Origin of the sequence: Flagellimonas halotolerans (assembly GCF_035818535.1) — a bacterium.
Classification (GTDB): Bacteria; Bacteroidota; Bacteroidia; order Flavobacteriales; family Flavobacteriaceae; genus Flagellimonas; species Flagellimonas halotolerans.
Map to the genome: position 1 here is coordinate 1 of NZ_JAYKYV010000010.1, position 19,401 is coordinate 19,401.

The 19,401-nt window shown below is 43.3% G+C and carries 15 protein-coding genes and 1 pseudogene; 3 read left to right on the forward strand and 13 right to left on the reverse strand.

Going from position 1 to position 19,401, the window contains the following annotated elements:
• From VM932_RS11940 to VM932_RS11950, 3 genes and pseudogenes are all read right to left on the reverse strand, one after another.
• Positions 1-149 (reverse strand): annotated as a pseudogene (locus VM932_RS11940) (xylose isomerase); the annotation flags it as partial.
• 581 nt (positions 150-730) lie between these two features.
• Positions 731-2,005, reverse strand: a complete 1,275-nt coding sequence (locus tag VM932_RS11945) for a hypothetical protein (RefSeq protein ID WP_326279017.1) — start codon at positions 2,003-2,005, stop codon at positions 731-733.
• Positions 2,006-2,049: 44 nt separating this feature from the next.
• Positions 2,050-4,341, reverse strand: coding sequence for a carbohydrate binding family 9 domain-containing protein (locus tag VM932_RS11950; RefSeq protein WP_326279018.1), 2,292 nt, complete (start codon positions 4,339-4,341; stop codon positions 2,050-2,052).
• Positions 4,342-4,558: 217 nt separating this feature from the next.
• Here VM932_RS11950 and VM932_RS11955 point away from each other — a divergent pair, with 217 nt between their 5' ends.
• Together VM932_RS11955 and VM932_RS11960 are read left to right on the forward strand one after the other, a co-directional pair.
• Complete coding sequence (locus VM932_RS11955) at positions 4,559-5,500, forward strand: 1-phosphofructokinase family hexose kinase (RefSeq protein ID WP_326279019.1); 942 nt, start codon at positions 4,559-4,561, stop codon at positions 5,498-5,500.
• Positions 5,501-5,622: 122 nt separating this feature from the next.
• Entirely contained in the window at positions 5,623-6,309 is a 687-nt protein-coding gene (locus tag VM932_RS11960; protein WP_326279020.1) for a 3-keto-disaccharide hydrolase, read from the forward strand.
• 30 nt (positions 6,310-6,339) lie between these two features.
• On the opposite strand, the gene VM932_RS11965 is transcribed toward VM932_RS11960, so the two are convergent.
• The 9 genes from VM932_RS11965 to VM932_RS12005 form a co-directional block, all read right to left on the reverse strand.
• Positions 6,340-7,245, reverse strand: a complete 906-nt coding sequence (locus tag VM932_RS11965) for an EamA family transporter (protein WP_326279021.1) — start codon at positions 7,243-7,245, stop codon at positions 6,340-6,342.
• Positions 7,246-7,256: 11 nt separating this feature from the next.
• A complete protein-coding gene (locus tag VM932_RS11970) occupies positions 7,257-8,795 on the reverse strand; it encodes a hypothetical protein (RefSeq protein WP_326279022.1) in 1,539 nt (512 codons plus the stop codon).
• A 273-nt stretch (positions 8,796-9,068) separates the two neighbouring features.
• Positions 9,069-9,803: a LamG domain-containing protein gene (locus VM932_RS11975; protein ID WP_326279023.1), complete on the reverse strand. Its 735-nt coding sequence runs from the start codon at positions 9,801-9,803 to the stop codon at positions 9,069-9,071.
• A 19-nt stretch (positions 9,804-9,822) separates the two neighbouring features.
• The gene (locus VM932_RS11980; RefSeq protein ID WP_326279024.1) at positions 9,823-10,605 is read right to left on the reverse strand and encodes a c-type cytochrome; all 783 of its coding nucleotides are present in this window, start codon (positions 10,603-10,605) and stop codon (positions 9,823-9,825) included.
• A 28-nt stretch (positions 10,606-10,633) separates the two neighbouring features.
• Positions 10,634-12,115, reverse strand: coding sequence for a flavin monoamine oxidase family protein (locus VM932_RS11985; protein ID WP_326279025.1), 1,482 nt, complete (start codon positions 12,113-12,115; stop codon positions 10,634-10,636).
• Positions 12,116-12,273: 158 nt separating this feature from the next.
• Positions 12,274-13,362: an amidohydrolase family protein gene (locus VM932_RS11990; protein WP_326279026.1), complete on the reverse strand. Its 1,089-nt coding sequence runs from the start codon at positions 13,360-13,362 to the stop codon at positions 12,274-12,276.
• A gap of 59 nt (positions 13,363-13,421) precedes the next feature.
• Positions 13,422-14,294, reverse strand: a complete 873-nt coding sequence (locus VM932_RS11995) for an MBL fold metallo-hydrolase (protein WP_326279027.1) — start codon at positions 14,292-14,294, stop codon at positions 13,422-13,424.
• 14 nt (positions 14,295-14,308) lie between these two features.
• Entirely contained in the window at positions 14,309-15,649 is a 1,341-nt protein-coding gene (locus tag VM932_RS12000; protein WP_326279028.1) for a Gfo/Idh/MocA family protein, read from the reverse strand.
• A gap of 26 nt (positions 15,650-15,675) precedes the next feature.
• Entirely contained in the window at positions 15,676-16,782 is a 1,107-nt protein-coding gene (locus tag VM932_RS12005) for an amidohydrolase family protein (RefSeq protein ID WP_326279029.1), read from the reverse strand.
• A 672-nt stretch (positions 16,783-17,454) separates the two neighbouring features.
• Between VM932_RS12005 and VM932_RS12010 the strand changes: the two genes are divergently transcribed.
• Positions 17,455-17,619, forward strand: a complete 165-nt coding sequence (locus VM932_RS12010) for a hypothetical protein (RefSeq protein ID WP_326279030.1) — start codon at positions 17,455-17,457, stop codon at positions 17,617-17,619.
• Positions 17,620-18,034: 415 nt separating this feature from the next.
• Here VM932_RS12010 and VM932_RS12015 read toward each other — a convergent pair whose 3' ends face one another.
• Positions 18,035-19,387 (reverse strand): Gfo/Idh/MocA family protein, encoded by a 1,353-nt coding sequence (locus VM932_RS12015; RefSeq protein WP_326279031.1) that lies wholly within the window; start codon positions 19,385-19,387, stop codon positions 18,035-18,037.
• Positions 19,388-19,401 lie beyond the last annotated feature (14 nt).

The following is a 19,401-nucleotide window of genomic DNA, read 5'->3' on the forward strand; positions in this document are numbered from 1 at the left end:
TCTGCCATAAAGTTCAATTGATCGATGGGATCGTCCCCGGCCGATTCCTTGAACATGCCCAAATGCGGTGCATATTTAAGATTGAACTGGGGCGGTACATTGGTCAAATTGTCATCCCCTTTTTTATTATGGGAATACACCCCTGTCATCCCCAGACCCAAGGCTCCCGAGAGTAATACATTGTCCTTTACAAAATTTCTACGGTTCATTCAATAATTGTTTCACGGAATTATTTGGGTTAAGACCTGATTTGCCCAAGCAATCAATACTTTAATTCGCAATTTAATAAAAATATAAAAGAAACAACGAAAGATAGAAAAAATATAAAACTTGTATATTGTTTTGTTTAACTTTAGAATTCATTCGTGGAATATATAATATATGTTTAACCGATCCAAATACGTTTGCCACTCTGGTCGGAACGGAAAGTACAGATTATTTTGGTTCTTACAGTTTGTCCCAACCCATCCAGTGAGGCCTATGCGTGCTTGCCCACATTTGAAAAGGGGCAGGCCGACCGTATCGATGTCATGAAGGAATTTCCTCGGGAAAGGGAACTCGCTGGCAATGGTAGGACGAAAATTGGATTCCCCTGATTTTATGATCATTAATGGGCCGTCCAAATTGCAAAAGGAGTGCTAAACACAATCAAATTCCAAGATGATACCCTTGCTATTTTAAGGTATAAAAATAGAGCTGCCGAACGAAGCTTTATATCTATAAAATAATATCATTTTGTATCAAAACCCACCACTGTTTTTTCAATATTTTTGATGCCCTTTATCTCCAACGTGTGCAAATAGGCACTTTTTTCTTCCTTAATTTTTGATACGGATAGCTCCACCTCATTCGAACTGAAGGCCAGTTTTCTTTTGGACTCGATTTTAACGGTCAACCGATCATCTGCCAATTGACCTTTTAACTTGTTGGTTTCAAGAAAGTCGAGTACAATTTTATTTTCAATGATCTGGAAATTTGTGCATACGTGGTGTATGAGCTGTGTCCTAAATGATGCGGAATTTTTGGCTAAAAGTGTTTCAGGTTTGTCATCATAGGGTTTTAAAAATTTCACCCAGGCATCTACAATCTCTATATTGCGGTTCGGGTCTTCGTGCAACAGGTTTGGCCAATGCAATCCACAGGTTGGCCCAGTGAGTGTTCCAGTCGGTTTCTTGCCAAAGTCATCCCAACCGAGCAGGTCCTTCCCCCGGTCAACCGTAATTACACCGGCGTCTATACCGAACAACCCAAATTGGACACCTTCGGCATTATACATATTCGAAAAGGGCGTGTTGATATAATTGACCCCACGTTTTTTCAATACTCCGGCCATACTGATTTGATGATCACCGGTCAAACCAAAACCATGTAAAAAGGCGGTTGGCACAAAGGATGTTGGAAAAGGGCCCAGATGATTTTGATCCAATATTTTTTCAAAACAGTCAAGGTGAAGTTCAACCTGGTCGAGCGGGCGCATCGTTCCTGAACTATCGGCCCATTCTGCCCTAGTCATATTTTCATCTTTCCAATACTCGTGTCCAACACCATGCAGTGTAAGTTCATAATGATCTTTATTTTTTGTGATGATGTCCGAAGCCTCATCCAACCATGGACCCACCCATTTTTTGTTGTCCCATTTCTCCCGCATCCAAGTAATGGTAGGTACATCTTTCAAAATATTCTCCCTGTCCCATTCACAAAGAATAGTGGCAGCTTGTGGTCGTACTCCCAATTTTTTTCCCAAGTCCACGATGGCCTGATAATCTGCTGGAACATGGTTTCTGTTTATTCCTGTCCGGTACGGCTGCTGAACAGTATGGCCATCTTCGCCGGACCACCAGCCAACATCATCGATAACTATTTGAATTGGCATGGGTATGGACATGCCCAATGCATGATTACGAACAGAGGGTCTGCAAGCCAATGCCGCCAAATTGGAAGTAGCTAGTCCGGCACCGATCAGTGCTGATTTTACCGTGAATTCACGTCTGGTTAAATTTTTCATCAAAACTTTTTTTAATTTCTGATTATCAATTTTAAAATCATTTTCTAAATGTTGAGCCAATAGGTAAATTTAAAAACCAATGCACGGTTCTTACTGGCAAAATTTACCGGGAAATAGTTCTCCGTATAAACTATAAAGAAATCTGAAGCCGGTTTATAGCGCCATTGAATCCTTGCGTTCAAATTCATATTGTCGATCAAATCATTGTATTGGAAAAAGCCCGTGAAGAATATTTTGTCCGTAAAAGTCACATCTAACTTTGGACCCAAAAGAAATAATGCTTCATCTCCATAATCCCCGGGCAATTTTACGTTGTTGTGGTCGAAGCGCATAGAAATGGTCGCATAAGGCTGAAAGCGCATATTGAACTCTCCGCCCATATTAAGGTTGGAGCCATTGTAGAACCCTCCATAAGCAGCGTTCAATAAAAAGTTGAATTTTCTTGTTGTGTTGCTCTGATATGATGCAGAAACAGTGTTCCAACGATATGTTTCACCTTTCAAAAATTTTCTGTTATCATTATTGTTGATAGGGCTAAAATCAATCGTTAATCGCTGAAAGGTATTGCTATATTCGATCAATAGGTTCGAGGAGTTTTTAAAATCGAGACCGAAGCCAATGGTATGTTCTCGATCTGCCAAGGTTCCATCGGGCAATAAAATACTGCTAGTTCCTATCCGTGGCCCAGTTGATAAAATACGGGTGCTATTTGGGTATGCTTTATAGCCTATTTCGGAATAATAACCAATTTGCCCCGGGTACACTGTACTTCCAGGAACAAACCCGACTTCCGCATTAAAGTTCTCATTAACCAAGAACCCTCCCAAATTTGCATTCAAATTACGGTCTGCGTACTCAAAAAAAGCGGAACCTGACATGGTTTTGGCTTTGTTTTGAGCATCGAAAGATTGAGCCCAAAACGAGCTATGGTACCATTTGTTGTCCTTGCTGCGGAGAACAAGATCGGCATCGATCACCCTGTTGTATGTGTTCGGTCTTCGAATGCCCTCTCTATCTATCTTGCGAAAGATGCTTGGGTGAAAATATTTAAGGGAATCACCTTCTTGAACTCCCAAGCTTTGTTTGTTGACAAAAGTCATGGAAATACTGGATTGCTCCCAGAACATTCTTTGAACCGTGGCGACAGTATAATTTTGGGCGGGCAGCCCCAATTCCAACATTTTTTTGGTATGCATGTTCATGACACCCAATCTCCACTTTTCATTTAACGTACCGCTGAGTCTGGCTCCGTATAAAATGGGTACTATTTGGGTAATGCCGGCAGTATCTTGCACAATCCCGATCCGCCTTGAGAAAAATGGTCTGGCAGATTCAAAACCTGCATTTGCAAAAAGATCGGTGTTTTCCAGGAAAAACTGCCTTCGTTCGGGAAACTGGAATTCGAATCTTGATAGATTAAGGATCTGTTCATCGACTTCAATTTGGGAAAAATCGGGATTTATGGTAAGGTCCAAATTCATGGAAGGGGTTATGCCCACTCTAGCATCGAATCCTGTCTGTAGTCTAGTGGAAGAGGCCATGGGTTCCTGCTCCCTATCTTGGAATGCGCCACCTGATAGAAATGGAATTATGGAAATATTTGACTTGGCTTTTGGAATCGGGTCTTCCCAAACAAGTTGTCCGGCATAGGCAAAAGTGCCTGTATAGAATTGTCGGGGTGTTTTCACCCAAGCCGATTTAATGTTCCGTTTTTTGTCCAGTCTATCAAAAGTAACATTCCATTCTTTTACATCGCTTTTGTATTTAAAGCTTTTGAACGGGATGGCCAACTCTGCGATCCACCTGTCTTTGTACCGCACTACTTTCGAATACCACTTATTATCCCAATAGATATTGAACGCATTTTCTCCTACACCTCCACTGGACAAAGTGCCGTCCCGTTTTGCTCCCGCAGCGGTAACATTAAAGAAATATCCGTTCAAACGATCGTTGTACGGACCAAAAATAAATGAAACGTTGTCATTTAAAGAATAATTGAAGTCTCTCCGTAGTGTGCTGACAACATCCGGCGTTTCATCTTCATAGCAAACAAACGAAACATAAATAAATTCATCATCGAATGTTACTCGGGCTTCGGTTTGAAATGGTGCAGGTAGGCTGTCCACAGGAAAGTTCTGATACCAATTATTGGCTACATCGGCTTGCTCCCAAGCTTTTTCATCAAGAACCCCATCCAACACAATTTCCCCAGGAGATTTTTTGATCTTCAATCTTGTTCCAGGAAGGTTCTGTCCATGCCCCATTGAGAACAGTAGCATCAGGATTAAAAGAAGAAGACATTTCATGGATTTGGTGTTCAATAATTTATAGGCCATACATTCGAAATCCGTTTCAACATTTCAAAGAATTTGAATGGAACCACATACATAATCTAAACTCTGGGCCAATTGCTATTTTGAAAAACTGGACAAAACCATAGTAAACTTACAAAACAATTTAATAAAAAAAAGGTTACGAAAGATATAGATTATCTATTAACTTTCATTTAATTTGTATTGTTAATTTTTAAATAGCTCTTTAATCTTAACTATTATGGTGCTGACTGTGTGCCCGAACCCATCAATCGATACCTATGCATGGCTTGAAACCTTTGCACTGGGGCAAACGAACCGTATTGGTCAGGTTAAGGAATATCCTGGAGGAAAGGGGATACATGTCGCAATGGCTTTAAAGGAACTGGATTGCCCGGTTTCCCTTATGGGAAATTGGGCAGGTCCCAATGGGGATTGGATAAAAAACAGTCCGAAGCTGCGAGGGATCGAAATTGTGGGCCCACAACTTTCGGGGAATACCAGAAAGTGCTTTACGTTTCGATCGGATATTGATAAAAAAATTGATAACACCGAACTACTGGAACCAGGTCCATATATGACCGCCCAAGATTGGGAGTTGTTTTTGTCCCAGTTCAACGTAGCTTTGAATCACTGTGATTTGGTCTGTTTGTCAGGGTCATGGCCCAAGGGTGCACCAGAGGATGCCTACCACCAACTATTGCAATTATGTGAAAAAGCGGGCAAGAAGGCTATTTTGGACTGCTCGGGAAGTCAATTGAATAATGCCTTAAAGGGAAAGTTTTTTGGACTACATATAAACGAGGACGAAGCAAAAGCCATTTTTGGCACCATCGATCATTCGGAGATAAACAAGATTTTGAAAAATAGGGTATCCTTACTGGCACTGACCAAAGGAAAAGACGGCCTGTTTCTCTATAGGGACAATGATTATATCCACGCCAATGTAGTGTTGAAAGAGGTCAAAAGTACCGTAGGGAGTGGGGATTGCCTGACCGCAGGGATTGCTTATGCCATTTTCAATGAATTGAGATTGGATCAAATTGCTAGCTACGGGGTTGCGTGTGGAGCAGCGAATTGCATGAACGAGGATCTGGGAATTTTGCGAAGGAAGGATGTAGATGAATTGCTCCCATTGGTCAAATTGACCCAAAATGGCCATCAAGCAATTTCCGAACACTAGAGAATTTTTAGGCAAGAAATTTTGCTACAAGAAGCTAGGGCTAATCATTTAAAAACCGAAATTGAAGAAAAGGAAGTAACAACTAACTAAAATGGAATATTATGGAATTTAAAAAAAACATCATGAGGTTTGCAATTGGACTTCTTGTGATTATGACAACAATGACTTCTTGCCAAAGTGAAAAGACAATAAGCCTATTTAATGGCAAGGATTTAACGGGCTGGCATGTAGATGTACCTGAGATGGATACAGTTCCGAACGCAACGAATCCATTTCTGGTAAGAAACGGAATGCTGGTCAGTTTGGGCGATCCAAGGGGACATCTTATCACAGATGCCGGTTATAAAAATTATAGGTTATCGGTGGAATATCGTTTTGCAGGGGAACCGGGCAATTGCGGTGTTTTGGTTCATTCCTCCGACCCAAGAGCTCTTTACAAGATGTTTCCCAAATCAATCGAAGTGCAAATGCAACATGGCGATGCCGGGGATTTTTGGGTCATTGTGGAAGATATCGAAGTCGATAACATGGAAGAACGCAGGGGGCCTAGGGCAGAGTGGGGGACCACAGAGGGCAAAAAGCGAAGAATCCCAAACCTTACCGATGATTCAGAAAGTCCGCTGGGTGAATGGAACGAGATGGTCGTTGAGTGCGTTGGCAATGAAATAAAGGTATGGGTCAACGGAGATATGGTCAATTATGGGTACAATGCCACGGCCAGCAGTGGACAGATTGCCCTGCAGGCAGAAGGGGCTGAGGTTGAATTTCGGAAAGTGGCCCTTACACCGATTGATAAATTATCGAAATAGGCGGTAAACCGCCACATGTTTTTAGTGGTTTTATTTGGCTGCTTTCTTCTTCTGAATTTCAGAATCACCTGGATCAAAAGCCAAGAAAAAGGCAGCCAATACCGCTAAAATTATGCCGATGACCTTAAACGTGCCCGGCACGAAGCCCAGTACGATCATGGAGATCACCGAAGTAATCAAGGGAGCTCCGGCATTGGTCATTGGGGACACCACCATTGCTTTTCCATATCGAAAGGCATAGACCAAACAAAGGGCGCCAATTGAATTTAAGATTTGTATTGCTGCTGCCAAAACCGGACCATCCACTCCATAATTGATGTCTTCTGAAAAATCGGTCATTAAAAGTGCAATTGGAATAATGGCCAATCCGGTCACGGCCATGTAGAAGAAAATGCTCTCTGCATTCATTGATTCGTTGGCAAACTTCATGAAGTAGGCTTGTAGGCCCCATGCGAGTAAAACGATAACGGCAAGTATAAACCACAGATATCCGTAGTCCGTGGTTTCGCTTCCATCCGAATAGTCAAACAAGGGGAGTGCCAACAAAGCCAATATGATGCCGATGGTTCCCAGAATACCTGTCCGTTCCTTTAAGAAGGTATATGAAAGTATTATTGTCACCATCGGGGATAATGAAATGATGGGAAAAATAAGATAGCTTGGGCCTTGGGTAACCGCATGGAAGAGAACCATTTGACCACCGGCACCCAACAAGCCTATGAGACAACCATAAAAAATGGATTTTTTGTCCCTGTGGAGCTTCCAGTCCACTAATTTCAATGCAATGATTGCCGGTGGAACCATTGTAACTGCCCAAACACAATATATCAAGGTTTCAGGAAAACCATTTTCCGTAGGCAGACCCGTAAAAGCGCCCCAAATACCCCAAAAAACTGTTGTTACTATTGCAAAAACCAACCATAATTTTGATTTCATAAAAAATGTAATTATAAATTTCTCTTTAAAATTAATGCGCCATCATCATCAAGTTCTTGGGCACAGGCCCAAGTAAGAGGGCGTCTTGCTCCTTTGATTTCTATCTCCGCGGTCAAGCTCAGACCTTCCCACCGGGTATCTTTGGGCAACATGATCACCGCTTGCCTGATTTTTCCCGGAAAGGGGTATCCCGGGTCTAAGCTTCCCGTTACTTGAAATGTTTTTCCAGGATCGCTTACATTGATGCGCAAGGCCCCCGGGATGCTCGACACACCATCGTTGACCATTCCAAGTACGAGACCTGGATACCCTTCTTTTTCGAAGGACCAGATCCAAGAAGGCCGCACCCGGTACCCAATATTTTTGGATAAATCATCGAGTGCTTTGGGGTACTTTTCATAATAGCTCAAAAGGTTTTCCAAAGCAATGTCATGCCAATTCCAAAGTGAAAAATAATTGGGCCCTACGTCTTTTACATGTGCAATGATATTTTCATTTCTCATGATACCATCAACCATGCGCAAATCTTCCGTGTTACCTTTGGTTATTCCCTGTTCAATGGTGGCACCGACCCAAGGAGGCCTATTGCTGAGGATGTCGATTTGTTCGTTTTCAATAAAAATGGTATCGGTCCTGAGCCAATTGTAGGACCTGATGGTCTTCTCGAGCACTTCGGCATTTCCTACATGGTTATAGTCGGGTTGTGTATTGGTGGTTAAAGGGGTTTTGGACCAATTGGCTGCCTGATGTTCAAATAGTTCGACAAAGGTGTTTCTGGCGGTGTAATAATCGGGGAGCGGTGAACCTTCAAACGGCCAGGTATGGCCCTCTCCCCAAAACCCATACATGCAGGTGTCCACGTATTCCACAAGCTCATGGCCATTGTATTTTTCGGACAATAGGTCATCCATCTCCTTAAAGGCCTTTATAAATTCGGGATGGTCATAACGTGGGGCATAGTGAACTTTATCTTTTATCCCTATCTCATCGGTAGTGCCCAATTCTACCATGGGAACTTTACCTTTTAAAAAATCGGGCATGGATTGGGGGTGGATTACAGGACTCATCAATTGGATGCGAAAAGCAACCCTTTTCCCATATTTTTTGGCCATTTCAAAAGTAAGGTCCCAATGCTCGGGAAACTCCAATTTACCCGGTTCCTTTTGAATATCCCGCCAATCCACCCTTATGTAAAGGACGTCACCGAGCTCCCATTTCGCCAATTTTTCTATTGTGCTGCGAAGACTTCCATATTTTGGTTTTGGAGGGCCGACTTCATCACAGACATAGGTGACCAAGCCCATACCAAAATTTCTGACCTGACCCGTTGCAGGGGTTGTTGTCATCACAACATAACTTCCGGGTACATTCGCCGCGGGACCATAGTTTATAAATGGGCCTTGATATAAACGATCTGTTATGGGAGGGGGCGGACCAAAATCTTTGTGCATTATTCCATCTGCCTGTCCTTTAGGGGAGGCAAATCCAAAATTGATACCGGAACAAAGCGCGGTGAGTCCGCTGGTCACCATAAATGATCTACGTTTCATAATTTTTGGGTTAAAACGGACTTGGGGTGTTTGTTTACCATCAACATAAATATTGTTGAGCCTTTTAATCAAATATATAAATATTTCATATACTTTCTAAAAATGAGTATAGAAATGTTATGAAAGTATATTATATTTTAAAATAAGCAATCGTAATATAAGGTACGTTGCGTAAATAGTATTAGAATTGAAATCATCCATGATGGAAAAGGAAAAAAATCAGTCCAATGAAGGAAAGTGGGTCTTTTTTTAAACTTATTTGGAAGATTGGATTTATTTAAGTTTAAACAACTCTTGAATCTGGTCGGCGGTCAGTGTATGATCATAAATTTGGATTTCGTCCATACTGCCCTTAAAAAATTGTTTGCCACCAGGATAGTTGCCAATCATTAAAAGATTGGGACTGCCACTTTGGGGTTTCATTTGTGATCTTGAAATTTGATTTCCGTCAAGGAAAAAGCGGTGCTCGTTTCCATCATAGACATAAACACAATGGTGCCATTGGTTTATGGCCGGTTTGGGGGATTCAAGGATGGTTCCACCTCCCCAGTTCCATACATCGAGACCTTTTGTTTTATAACCTGGGGCCCTGTAACCAAACTGGATGCCGATCGCTTGGGTGGTGTCCACAATGGCAATCATATTTCCCGCATCCATGGAATCTTTAAAAATGGGTTCGGTCTCAGCTTTAAACCACCAAGAAATTGTAAGGGGACTGTTGATGGATGGCATTTCATTTAATTTTACCTTCATGCTGGCAGACGCGCCATCAAAATAGTATGCGCTCTCTGCATGGGTAAAGCGGTCTGTGCTGGGCCCGGCACCATTGTTCTCCAGACTGCCTGAGTAAACTTGTTCATCCGCTGTGTTGCCGGAAAAGGAATAGTGGATCAGTGGTGCGCTTGTTTCTTTTCTGCTACATGAAGTGAGTACCAATAATAGTGCTATAGATTTTATGAATGTTAAGGACAAGGACTCTGGTAGTGTTCGGTCTTTCTGGAAATTCATCAGATTTTTTTTAGTTTATTTATTGGATTTGCAAGGTAATGCGGTCTTGACCTTTTACCGAGGAATTGGAGGTATAGCTCGCCGTAAGGATATATACTCCCTGTGTTTGGCCATCGGGTTTTTCCATGACTTGGAATGTCCCCTCCAAACCGGTCAAGATTCTGTGGTTTTTTCTACTGCCCTGGGTAAGGATGAATGCCGCGATTTTCTCGCTTTCTTCAGCTGTAAGGTCTGGATGGGCGGGCATCTCCATGCTGCCCCATTGCCCGGTAGAGCCTGTCAATATGCGATGCCCAAGGAGCGCAATGTTGTTAAGGTTTTTTCCATATCTCTCGGCAATTTGTGAAAAGGAGGGACCGGCCAGTACTTCTTTATCTCCATGACAGGCAAAGCAAGTGGATCCCATCATCAATGACAATCCTTCAGGATAAGGCCCCTTATGGGTCGCACCCAAATTTTTGTTGGGGGCTTTTTCATCTTGGATGGGCAAAAACTCGATTTCCAACAGCACTTTGTTGTTCAATATTTCGCCGTATTTTGAGTCTCCGTCCTCCTTGTCCGAAACTTCGATGGCATACCTTATGAAAGAGCCCCAAGAAAGGTTTTCATGATCATTTTGGAAGAGATGCAACTTGACCTTTGGGGTGGATTTTTCCTGTGTTTCTTTTGTGAAAATGGTGGAAGCAGAAAAGATGGGCAAAGCATCAGAAATGCTTTTATTTTGTGATTTCACTACTTTACAGTCCAAATTATGCCATGTACAGCCAATCGAAACAAAAAGCAGAAGTACGATAGTTCTCATCACTTTTTTTAATTAATCCGTTATACCACTAAGCGGTATCGATTTCCGTGGCAACCCTATTGGCCGAATTCGTGGCGGCTTCCATTCCCCAACTTCTGTTGTCTGTGTGTGCTCCACCAAAATGGATTCTGCCATGGGCTGACATGGTGTGGGGCCAAAATTTGGATAGCTCGCCCAATCCCGAAAAGCCATGGCGCTCGCAACCGTGCACAAAAGTATCTTTCGACCAATCCTTTACCAAGGTCTGTTCAATGTCTATATTGGACTTATTGCCGGGATAGAGTTCCCTGAAAGCTTCCAAAGTACGAAGTGGATTTGTCCCTCCCGGAGCTTTTGCCATCAAGCATACCCTGTCCGTATCAACTTCATCGGCAACTTGCCAAATATGGGCGAGGGCCGGATGGTCAAATGACAGATTGATACTTATGTTGTCCTTCAACCAGAATTTTGACCGGGCTTGAAATACGATTCTGGTTGTTTGGTCATATTTTATGTTATCGATAATAAATTGCTTTTGGGGTGGTAGGGCGGGAGTGAATAGGATTTTTTTAAGTGCTGTTGTCCTTAGGCAGCAAGCAAGATAGTCAGCTGATATTTTCTTTACTTCCCCAAGCTCTCTATAGGTTACATTGACCCCTGAATCATTATGTTCAATTTCCAGAATTTGGCAACCCAACTTTACCTTTGTTCCCAAGCGTTTTCCCAGTTCATTGGTCAATACTTGATTTCCTCCTTTGAGACGAAATAGTTCAAATGGATTGTCGTAACCCCGTTTGTGCATGATATAGGCTTGCCAAATACTGTAAAGTGCCGAGGTCTGATCTCCTCCCAAAAGTGACATTGCTGCCTTGGATGCCCCCGCTTTTTTATAAATCTGGGAGACCTGTATGTTTTCCAAATGGTCGTAACCAATTCCGAAAGGCCGGTATTCGTCAGTAAACTTTTCAAAGTAAGGTTCCAGATAGAGCAATTGCAGGTTGCCGACAGGGTTCGATTGAAGAAATTTCAATTCATTCTTATTGAAACCTCCCATCTCTTGCACCTTTTTTTCGCGAGCATCTTTTTGCATTTTCTCAGTGTGCCACACGCCATCAATTCTTGTCAACCTATCCTCCCTGTGATGATAGGGAAGGACAGGAAGCTTAAACTCTTCGATATATTTCCAATAGTTCTTATAACCGGGTTTGGTAAAGTTTTCGGCCCCAAAGTCGGCATAAAGTCCATCTGCCAGTCCATCGTGGACAGAAAGTACCGCACCGCCCAATCTGCCAGAGGCTTCGAGTACTGTTACCTCGTGGCCTTTTTTCATTAATTCGTATGCACAGCAAAGACCACTGATCCCTGCTCCTGCGACGATAATTTTTTTGGCCTTGCCCGACGCTGGCTTTTTGATGTCAAGGGTTCCCATTTCAGCTTGTCCCTGTGCCATCAGGTATGATGGTATCAGGGATGCCCCCAATCCGGAGTATATGGTGTTCTTTATAAATCCCCTTCTTTTAATCTGTTTCATTCCTACAATATTTTAACATGAAAACCTTGACCATGATTTTGGATAAGGGCAGTTTTTTTTTATTTAAGGGCCAGCGCTGTCTTTACTCCTGTCATGTTGTTACTATTTGATTTTCAAGTGGATAAGACCATTTTCCTGTTGAGTTTTGTCTGATGCCATTACTCTGATATGCCCAAGACCTTGAGGGCATTTTTGTTGTAAATTTTTTCCAGCACTTCATCCGGTAGATAAAGCCCGTAGATCATCCAGCGGCCCTGTAATTTGTGTGCCGGAGTGGGGTCTATATATTGGTCATCGGTTTCCAAAAAACGGAAATATAGGCGATATGCCTCGGCATCGCAGGGTGTATCTGTTCCAAAAAGGATGCGATCTTGATATTTAATGAAAAACTTCCGGGCAGTATAGGGCTGTCTTCCCAGTTCACTGATCCGGGCATCTATATCCACATAAAAATTGGGATAGGTATCCAGCCAACGGCCCACAACCGACAGGTCTTCGGGAAGGTTTCCAAAATGAGCTCCAACAAAAATAGTATTTGGATGTTTTTCAATGACCCTGTTACGGGCTTCCAAGATTTCCATTTTGGATGGGAACTCCTCTCCATAAAAAGACCATTCGGGGTTTTCGCCCAATTCGTCATACCGCTCATTGTATTTGTCAATAGGTGTAAAGAAGGCCTTGGGGTCCGAAACATGTATCACAACCGGGATTCCGAGTTCACCACATTTCGCCCAAATTGGGTCGATGCGGGGGTCGTCAACCGCGATAAATTTTCCTGATCCATCTTTATGGCCCAGACCGAGTGCCTTGGATATTTTTATTCCCCGAGCCCCCATTTTATATGCTTCTTCCAATTTTTTGGCTTCCTTTATACCAAAGTTGGGTTCATCTATTTTGCTGAAATCCGGCCTGAAAAAAGGCAGAAAACGATCTTTGCCCACGGCAGTTGACACCTTAATGTGTTCCTTGTAAAAATCATCCTTTGACAGGGCATCGAGGCTGACACATTTCCATACTCCTGCTTTATCCATTTCGGCAAGGTAGTGTTCCGTGTTCTCAAGGTCACCAAGGTGGTTATGGATGTCAATGACAGGAAATTTGGCTTTGGTGATGTTGGTTTTTTTGGTGACCAGTTGGCTAACGGGTTGCCATTCCACCAATTTTAGATCACCTGTCTGAGCTGACACATCCATCAAAATGGACATGAATAGGATCGGTAGTATACCGCTTTTGTTGAGTTTTATCATAATCTCTTGGTTTAATAATGTTTGTCTGGAGGTCTTGGAATTTAAAGGTACATGTTCATTTAATCTTTGTTTGTGTCAATATCGATTCGCTCACCTATTTCCAATATATGGTACCGCTCTTGGAGCGGTTTTGACAGGCGAAATTTCACTTCATGCGCATATCCAGTAGTCCAGTACCTATTTTGATCGGTTACTGTAAAGGTGTTCCTGTGCTGTGGCAATATATAAGCCGGTTCCAGTTCGTTTATCAGCACTATGGAGGGATCGATATGGGTATTGTGTTCGGTGGGAGAGAAGAAAAGCACATCCACATTTTTAAGGAACAAATGATCTTCAAGCAGCACGGTATCGCCCATTTGGAGAAAACGCGTCCCCCCGATGGTGATCAAATAACCACAATCTTCCAGATTGGCACCATAGAACACGGCAAACTTTGGATTGCCATGAATGGCCCTGAGAGGTTCAATTTTGACATTGCCAATGTCAAAAGGTGTTCTTGGGGAAGCCACTTCTATGCGGTCTTCCGGAATGTTGAGTTCCTTTATTGCAGTCTCTTTACAATTGGCCGGCATGACAAAAGCACAATGTCCATTTTGCGATAAGATTTTACTGGTTTCCCTCTCAAAATGATCACCGTGTTCGTGGCTTATAAAGGATATATCCAGTTCTTGGGCGAGTTCCTCAGCCGAAATGGGAGCCTCTACGGCTCGGTCTTTCGATTCCAGGGCAAGATCAGTGCCTATCAGTATGTCATTGTATTTGATGAGCCAACCGTTATGGCCAGTCCACCATACCGCCAAACCTTCCTTGTGCGATTTGATCTCGGCCAGGAGCTTTCCTTTGAGAAACGATTTCTGTCCATAAAAACAGACCGTGGTTCCCAAAAAAACGACCAGGGGTAGCATTGCTTTAAAAAAAAGGAATGGTCTCATTGCTTTTTGGAATTCTAACTGTATAAAGGAGTTCGTTCTTTCCATTTGCCCTTGGTAAAATCGGGTATGTCCACAGCTTTGCTCCTTCCCGCAACTGAAGCTTCTGAAAGTGGTGAAATTGAACTGCTTGTCACTGAATCATATACATCCCAATCTGGCAAGGTGTTTTCACGTAGTGCAGCAATCAATCGGTGCCAGTTGATGGGTGTCTTTGTGTCGCTGCTTCCATGGCCCCGAATGGCTCCACCTTTTCTTTTTGGGGGGGTATAACTTTTGATCATGGGGTGTTCGTACTCTTGCACATATTTTTCTGCAGACTCCCATTGATGCTCCTCTGGGCTCAGTCCCTCGATATATATTTTGGAATCGGCCCTATCCCTTAGATATACCCCACTTGTGCCCTGAACGCGAAAGTTCTCTCTGGGGTGGGGGGTGTGCGTATCGTGGTTTAGGGTGATCAATTTGCCGTTCACCGTTCTTATCAGGGTTGCGTTATAATCACCCAAGGCCATTTTTTTAGTGGCATACGGGTGGTCATCACCATACATGGAAGCAGCATATCTGTTTAGCATGACGGATTTGGAACTCATGGAAACGAGATAATCGAATCGGTCCCCGTGATTGATGTCCATTACGGGCATCATATTTCTCATGGGGTGATCCGGATATAGATTTCCATTTCGGTCAACCGCATGTTGTAATCTCCAGGGTTCCTCATCAGGGTCGAACTTCACCCTTCTCAGATCATGTACATAACCGCTTTCAACATGGACAATATCACCGAGCAGATTTTTTCGAACCATGTTAAGAAGGGTCATATCACCAAATCCACCCAGCACAAGACTGGCCCATTTACCTGTTTTTTCAAAGGTCTCCACCAGATCCCAACCCTCGTCGATTGTCTGTATCAACGGAACTTCACAAGCTGCATGTTTGTTGTTGTTCATGGCGGCCAGACAAATAGGGGCGTGCCATTTCCAGGAAGTGCTGATGATCACGGCATCCAGTTCCTCTTCTTGACATAGGCGCTCGAAGTCCGTGGGGCCTCGATCATAAAGTCTCGGGGTGGGTTGCCCCGCTTCCTCGATCCATCTTTTGGCCCTGTGCAGCCTATCGGGTTTGATTTCGCAAATTGCCGGTATTTCCACTCCTTCTATTCCCAAGGCCACATCAAGATGATAGGAGCCCCGGCCACCAATGCCAATGAAGCCAAGCCTTATTGTTCTGTTTGATTGTGTGGGGGCTTCGTGTGCCAAAAGGTTCATTGGAACCCCCATGCCGGCAACGGTCAATCCCCCCATGGCAACTGAGGATTGCCTTAAAAATTTTCTTCTGTTGTAGTCCTTATTGCTCATACAGTTATGTTTCTGGCGGGAGCTGCTCACTCCCCGGTTTTAAATCCCAATAGCTCTGAAGCGTTTTCAAAGTAAATTTTGTCAATAACCTTTCTCGGAAGTTTCAAACCTCGCAATTCACCAAACCCTTTTAGGTTTAAAGGGGCATCCGTTGCATAAAATTTCCATTCCTCCAACCATTTTTCATGGATACGTTGTTTCAATTCCCCAGGATTGTCCGTTGGATTTATTGCAGAATCCGTCCCGTATATCAGTCGGTCCTGATAGGTCATAAAAAAATTCCGTGTCTTTTGCCGATCCTTTAAAGTATGTAACATAAGGTTCGGCATGCGGGTAAGGTCCACCCTCATTAGGGGGTAGGCGTCCAATCGCTTTGAGAGTTCATCCAAGCTCCATTCCAAGCTGCCGAGATGTGCGCCCATGAAGTTCAGTTCAGGATGCTTTTGAAGCATATTGTCCCTTGCTGTAATCTGGTCTTCATATGAGGGATATTCTGGATGCAGGTACATGTGGTACTCAGGGTGTTCACTGTAATATCCTTGGCTGAAGGTCATTTCTTCCAGAGGCAACCAACAATCCCTTGGCTCACCGTTATGCCCCAACAAGGGCACTCCTTTTCTGGTCAGATAGGTCAGCACAGAATCTATTCTTGGATGGTCCACCATAACAAAAGCCCCATTTTCATCCCTAAGGTCCATTCCGATGTTTTTCCAGATCTTAACGGCAGACGCCCCTTTGGCGAAAGACCGTTCAAGATCGGCCATGGTGTTTTGTACCCAATCCTTTTCTGCCCAATTGGAAACCGGAAAGGTGGTGGCAAATACCATTTGCCGCGGAAAGTTTTTTAAGTGCAACAAGGCAAATTCCTGTTGTTTCCGCATCGGTAAGCCAAAGGGACGGTCATCCACAATGTCCAGAAAATAGAAATTGTCCTCAACAGCTTGTTCAATAAAATGAGTTTCTGATGTGTTGATATGGATGTGGACATCGAATTTTTTGACCTTCCCGAAATCTTCAAGCTTATAATAATCTTCTTGCTTTTTCACATTGGGTGATGGGTCGATTACGGCCTGAAGCGCAAAAAAGCCCCCCAATGAATAAATGCATAGTAAAAAAATGAACTTTTTTTGCATAGTGGATTTAATCTGTGCTATTTTATTTAAAATTTAGCGTTATACAAGTCTTTAAGGGCCTATCCCTGTTCTAGCGTTGAAACACCTCTTTGGTCGCCAAGGGTCCATGTGGAACAGATGGAACAAAGAAGGGTTTTGGCATTTCAGCGACAAATGCTGTTTAACTGGGCCTACCTTGTGGAAATCCGATTTATCAATAATACTCATGTTCTCCACTGTTTTTGGGATACGACCCCTAAAAGTTCGCTTGAGAGTATTCTTCCGCCGGGCAAAATTGACTTCTTAAGGTAGCGGCAGCTATTTTACGTACCTGTCTCGATTTAGGTTGTTTAATTCGGTGATATGAACTAAAGTAAAAATAATATTTAACATTTCAAATACTTTCTTTACTTTATTTTTATTCTTTCATAAGGTTATTAAATTTGAAGTGTATGAAGTTTGCCACTCGCATGATGGATTCTTCATGCGGTTTCATTTACATTTTGCTGGATGTCACATCACTTGTCGAGGAAAAAACCATGTTGATATGACTGATTGCCTTTATAGATATTGCGCAGTAGGGCCTTGCCCTTATTATGTGGTTCACATCGGGAATATGGGAATTGGACGGGAATTAGGGAATTGGATATTAATGGTTTTCGCATCAATGTGGGTGCGAGAATTTCAAAAGAAATGATGAGAACGATCTCTATCGAGATATGGGACATGCGTATATCTGTTGCCCGGTTTCGGGCGAAGCCCGGCGATAAAGAATATGAGCTGTTCATAATCCAAAGCCTTGCCAATAAGGCCAAATACAAGGGAGCCGTCTTGATCGGCTCTCACAAAATATCATAACGGCCTGTCGGTTCACGGAAGATTCGGGACCGGAACTATTATTGGATCGGGCCGAATAGGTCTCCCCAATGAAAAAAGTACTCAGGAATTGATTACCATTTCCAACAAGTCTTCTTCGAAGCTGGTTTGGCCGCATGGGGACTAGGCAAAGGATCGATAAACTATTATGATCCAAGACTTTTTTTCGTTGTGATCTATTTCAGTGGCTTATCAGCTTTGTGTTGTTAAAATAATCTTTGGGTCATTGGGCAATGTTTTTGTTGTAATTGATCGTACATCTCCCAAAGTTTGGAGAGGCTGCCGTTAAAAATTAGGACATACTTTCACATATACTTTTAAAGTAGGGAGCGTATGTCCTGTTTTGGGGAATACCTATATGGTCAATCAGAAGCCATGAAGGAAAAAATGGTACGGCCTAATAGTTTTCCTTCATCCACTGATAGGGTGTTCTTTTTATCCATTGGCCCCTGGTAAAATCAGGAAAATCTTGGGGTTCCCCATTATTGGCAATTGAAGCCTCGGACAATGGTGTCACTGCACTCCAAGCTGCGGCATCATAGGCATCCATTGGCGGTGCAATGTTTGCTTTTGCAGATTCGACAAAGGAGTTGAGCACAAAGAAGTCCATGCCGCCATGACCGGCACCCAGAGCATACTCCCCATATTTTTCCCAAAGGGGATGGTCATATTGCTCCAACCAAGATGTGGCCTCATCCCATTCATGCGATTTGGATCTACCTTCAATATAGATCCTGTTTCCATCCACTTCCCAAAGCCCGTTGGCCCCTTGCACCCGGAAGCCCAGTGAGTAGGGCCTTGGCAGGTTGCAGTCGTGGGTTATGATAATGGTCTCCCCATTTGCCGTATCAATGGTCGTTGTGACCACATCGCCAAGTTTAAAGTTGACCTTTGCATTGGGATGTTCTTCACCTCCCACGGCAACTACATAGTTGTGCAGGCCAATGGCTTTTGTGGCGTGGGAGGTCAAGGAGACCATTCGGTTGCCACGGTTCACATCGGCCATTACGGCTATGGGCCCTAGCCCATGTGTTGGATAGAGGTCGGCATTCCTTTTTACGGAATGTGCCGTACGCCATTTGGCCTCAGAAATGCCTTTTTCCCCAAATTCAGCACCTGTACCATAAGCTGTTTTTCCGTCGTTGAATTTCACGTGCCTAAGATCATGCTGATAGCCGCATCTAAAGTGTACCAGTTCACCGAACAGGTTTTGTTTTACCATGTTTAGAACAGCCAAGATGTCTCTTCGATAGTTCACGTTTTCCAAAATCATCATGTGTGTTCCAGTCGCCTCATGGGTGTTGACCAGATCCCAGCATTCTTCCAAGGTATTGGCTGCTGAAACCTCGACCCCCGCATATTTGCCCGCTTTCATGGCATCCACTGTCATGCGCGTGTGCCAAAGCCAGGGCGTGGCAATGATAACGGCATCCACTTCTTTCAACTCCAATAGGTTACGGTAGTCGTATTCGGAGCTGCCAAACACCTTTGGAGCCTTGAATCCTGCTTTCTCAATATGGTCTTGTGCTATTTTGATGCGTTCGGGATCGATGTCGCATATCGCGGTTACATTGATGTCCTTGCGTAACAGAAGGTTCATCAGATGGTTGGTGCCCCGAAGTCCCACACCGATTAATGCTACGTTCAATTTATCGTTTTCATTAAAATACTGGGTGGCAAAACCGGGCACGGCAAAAAGGCCGGCTCCTGCCAAAGTGGTGTTTTTTACAAAATCTCTTCTGGTGTTCATAATCATTGTTCTTG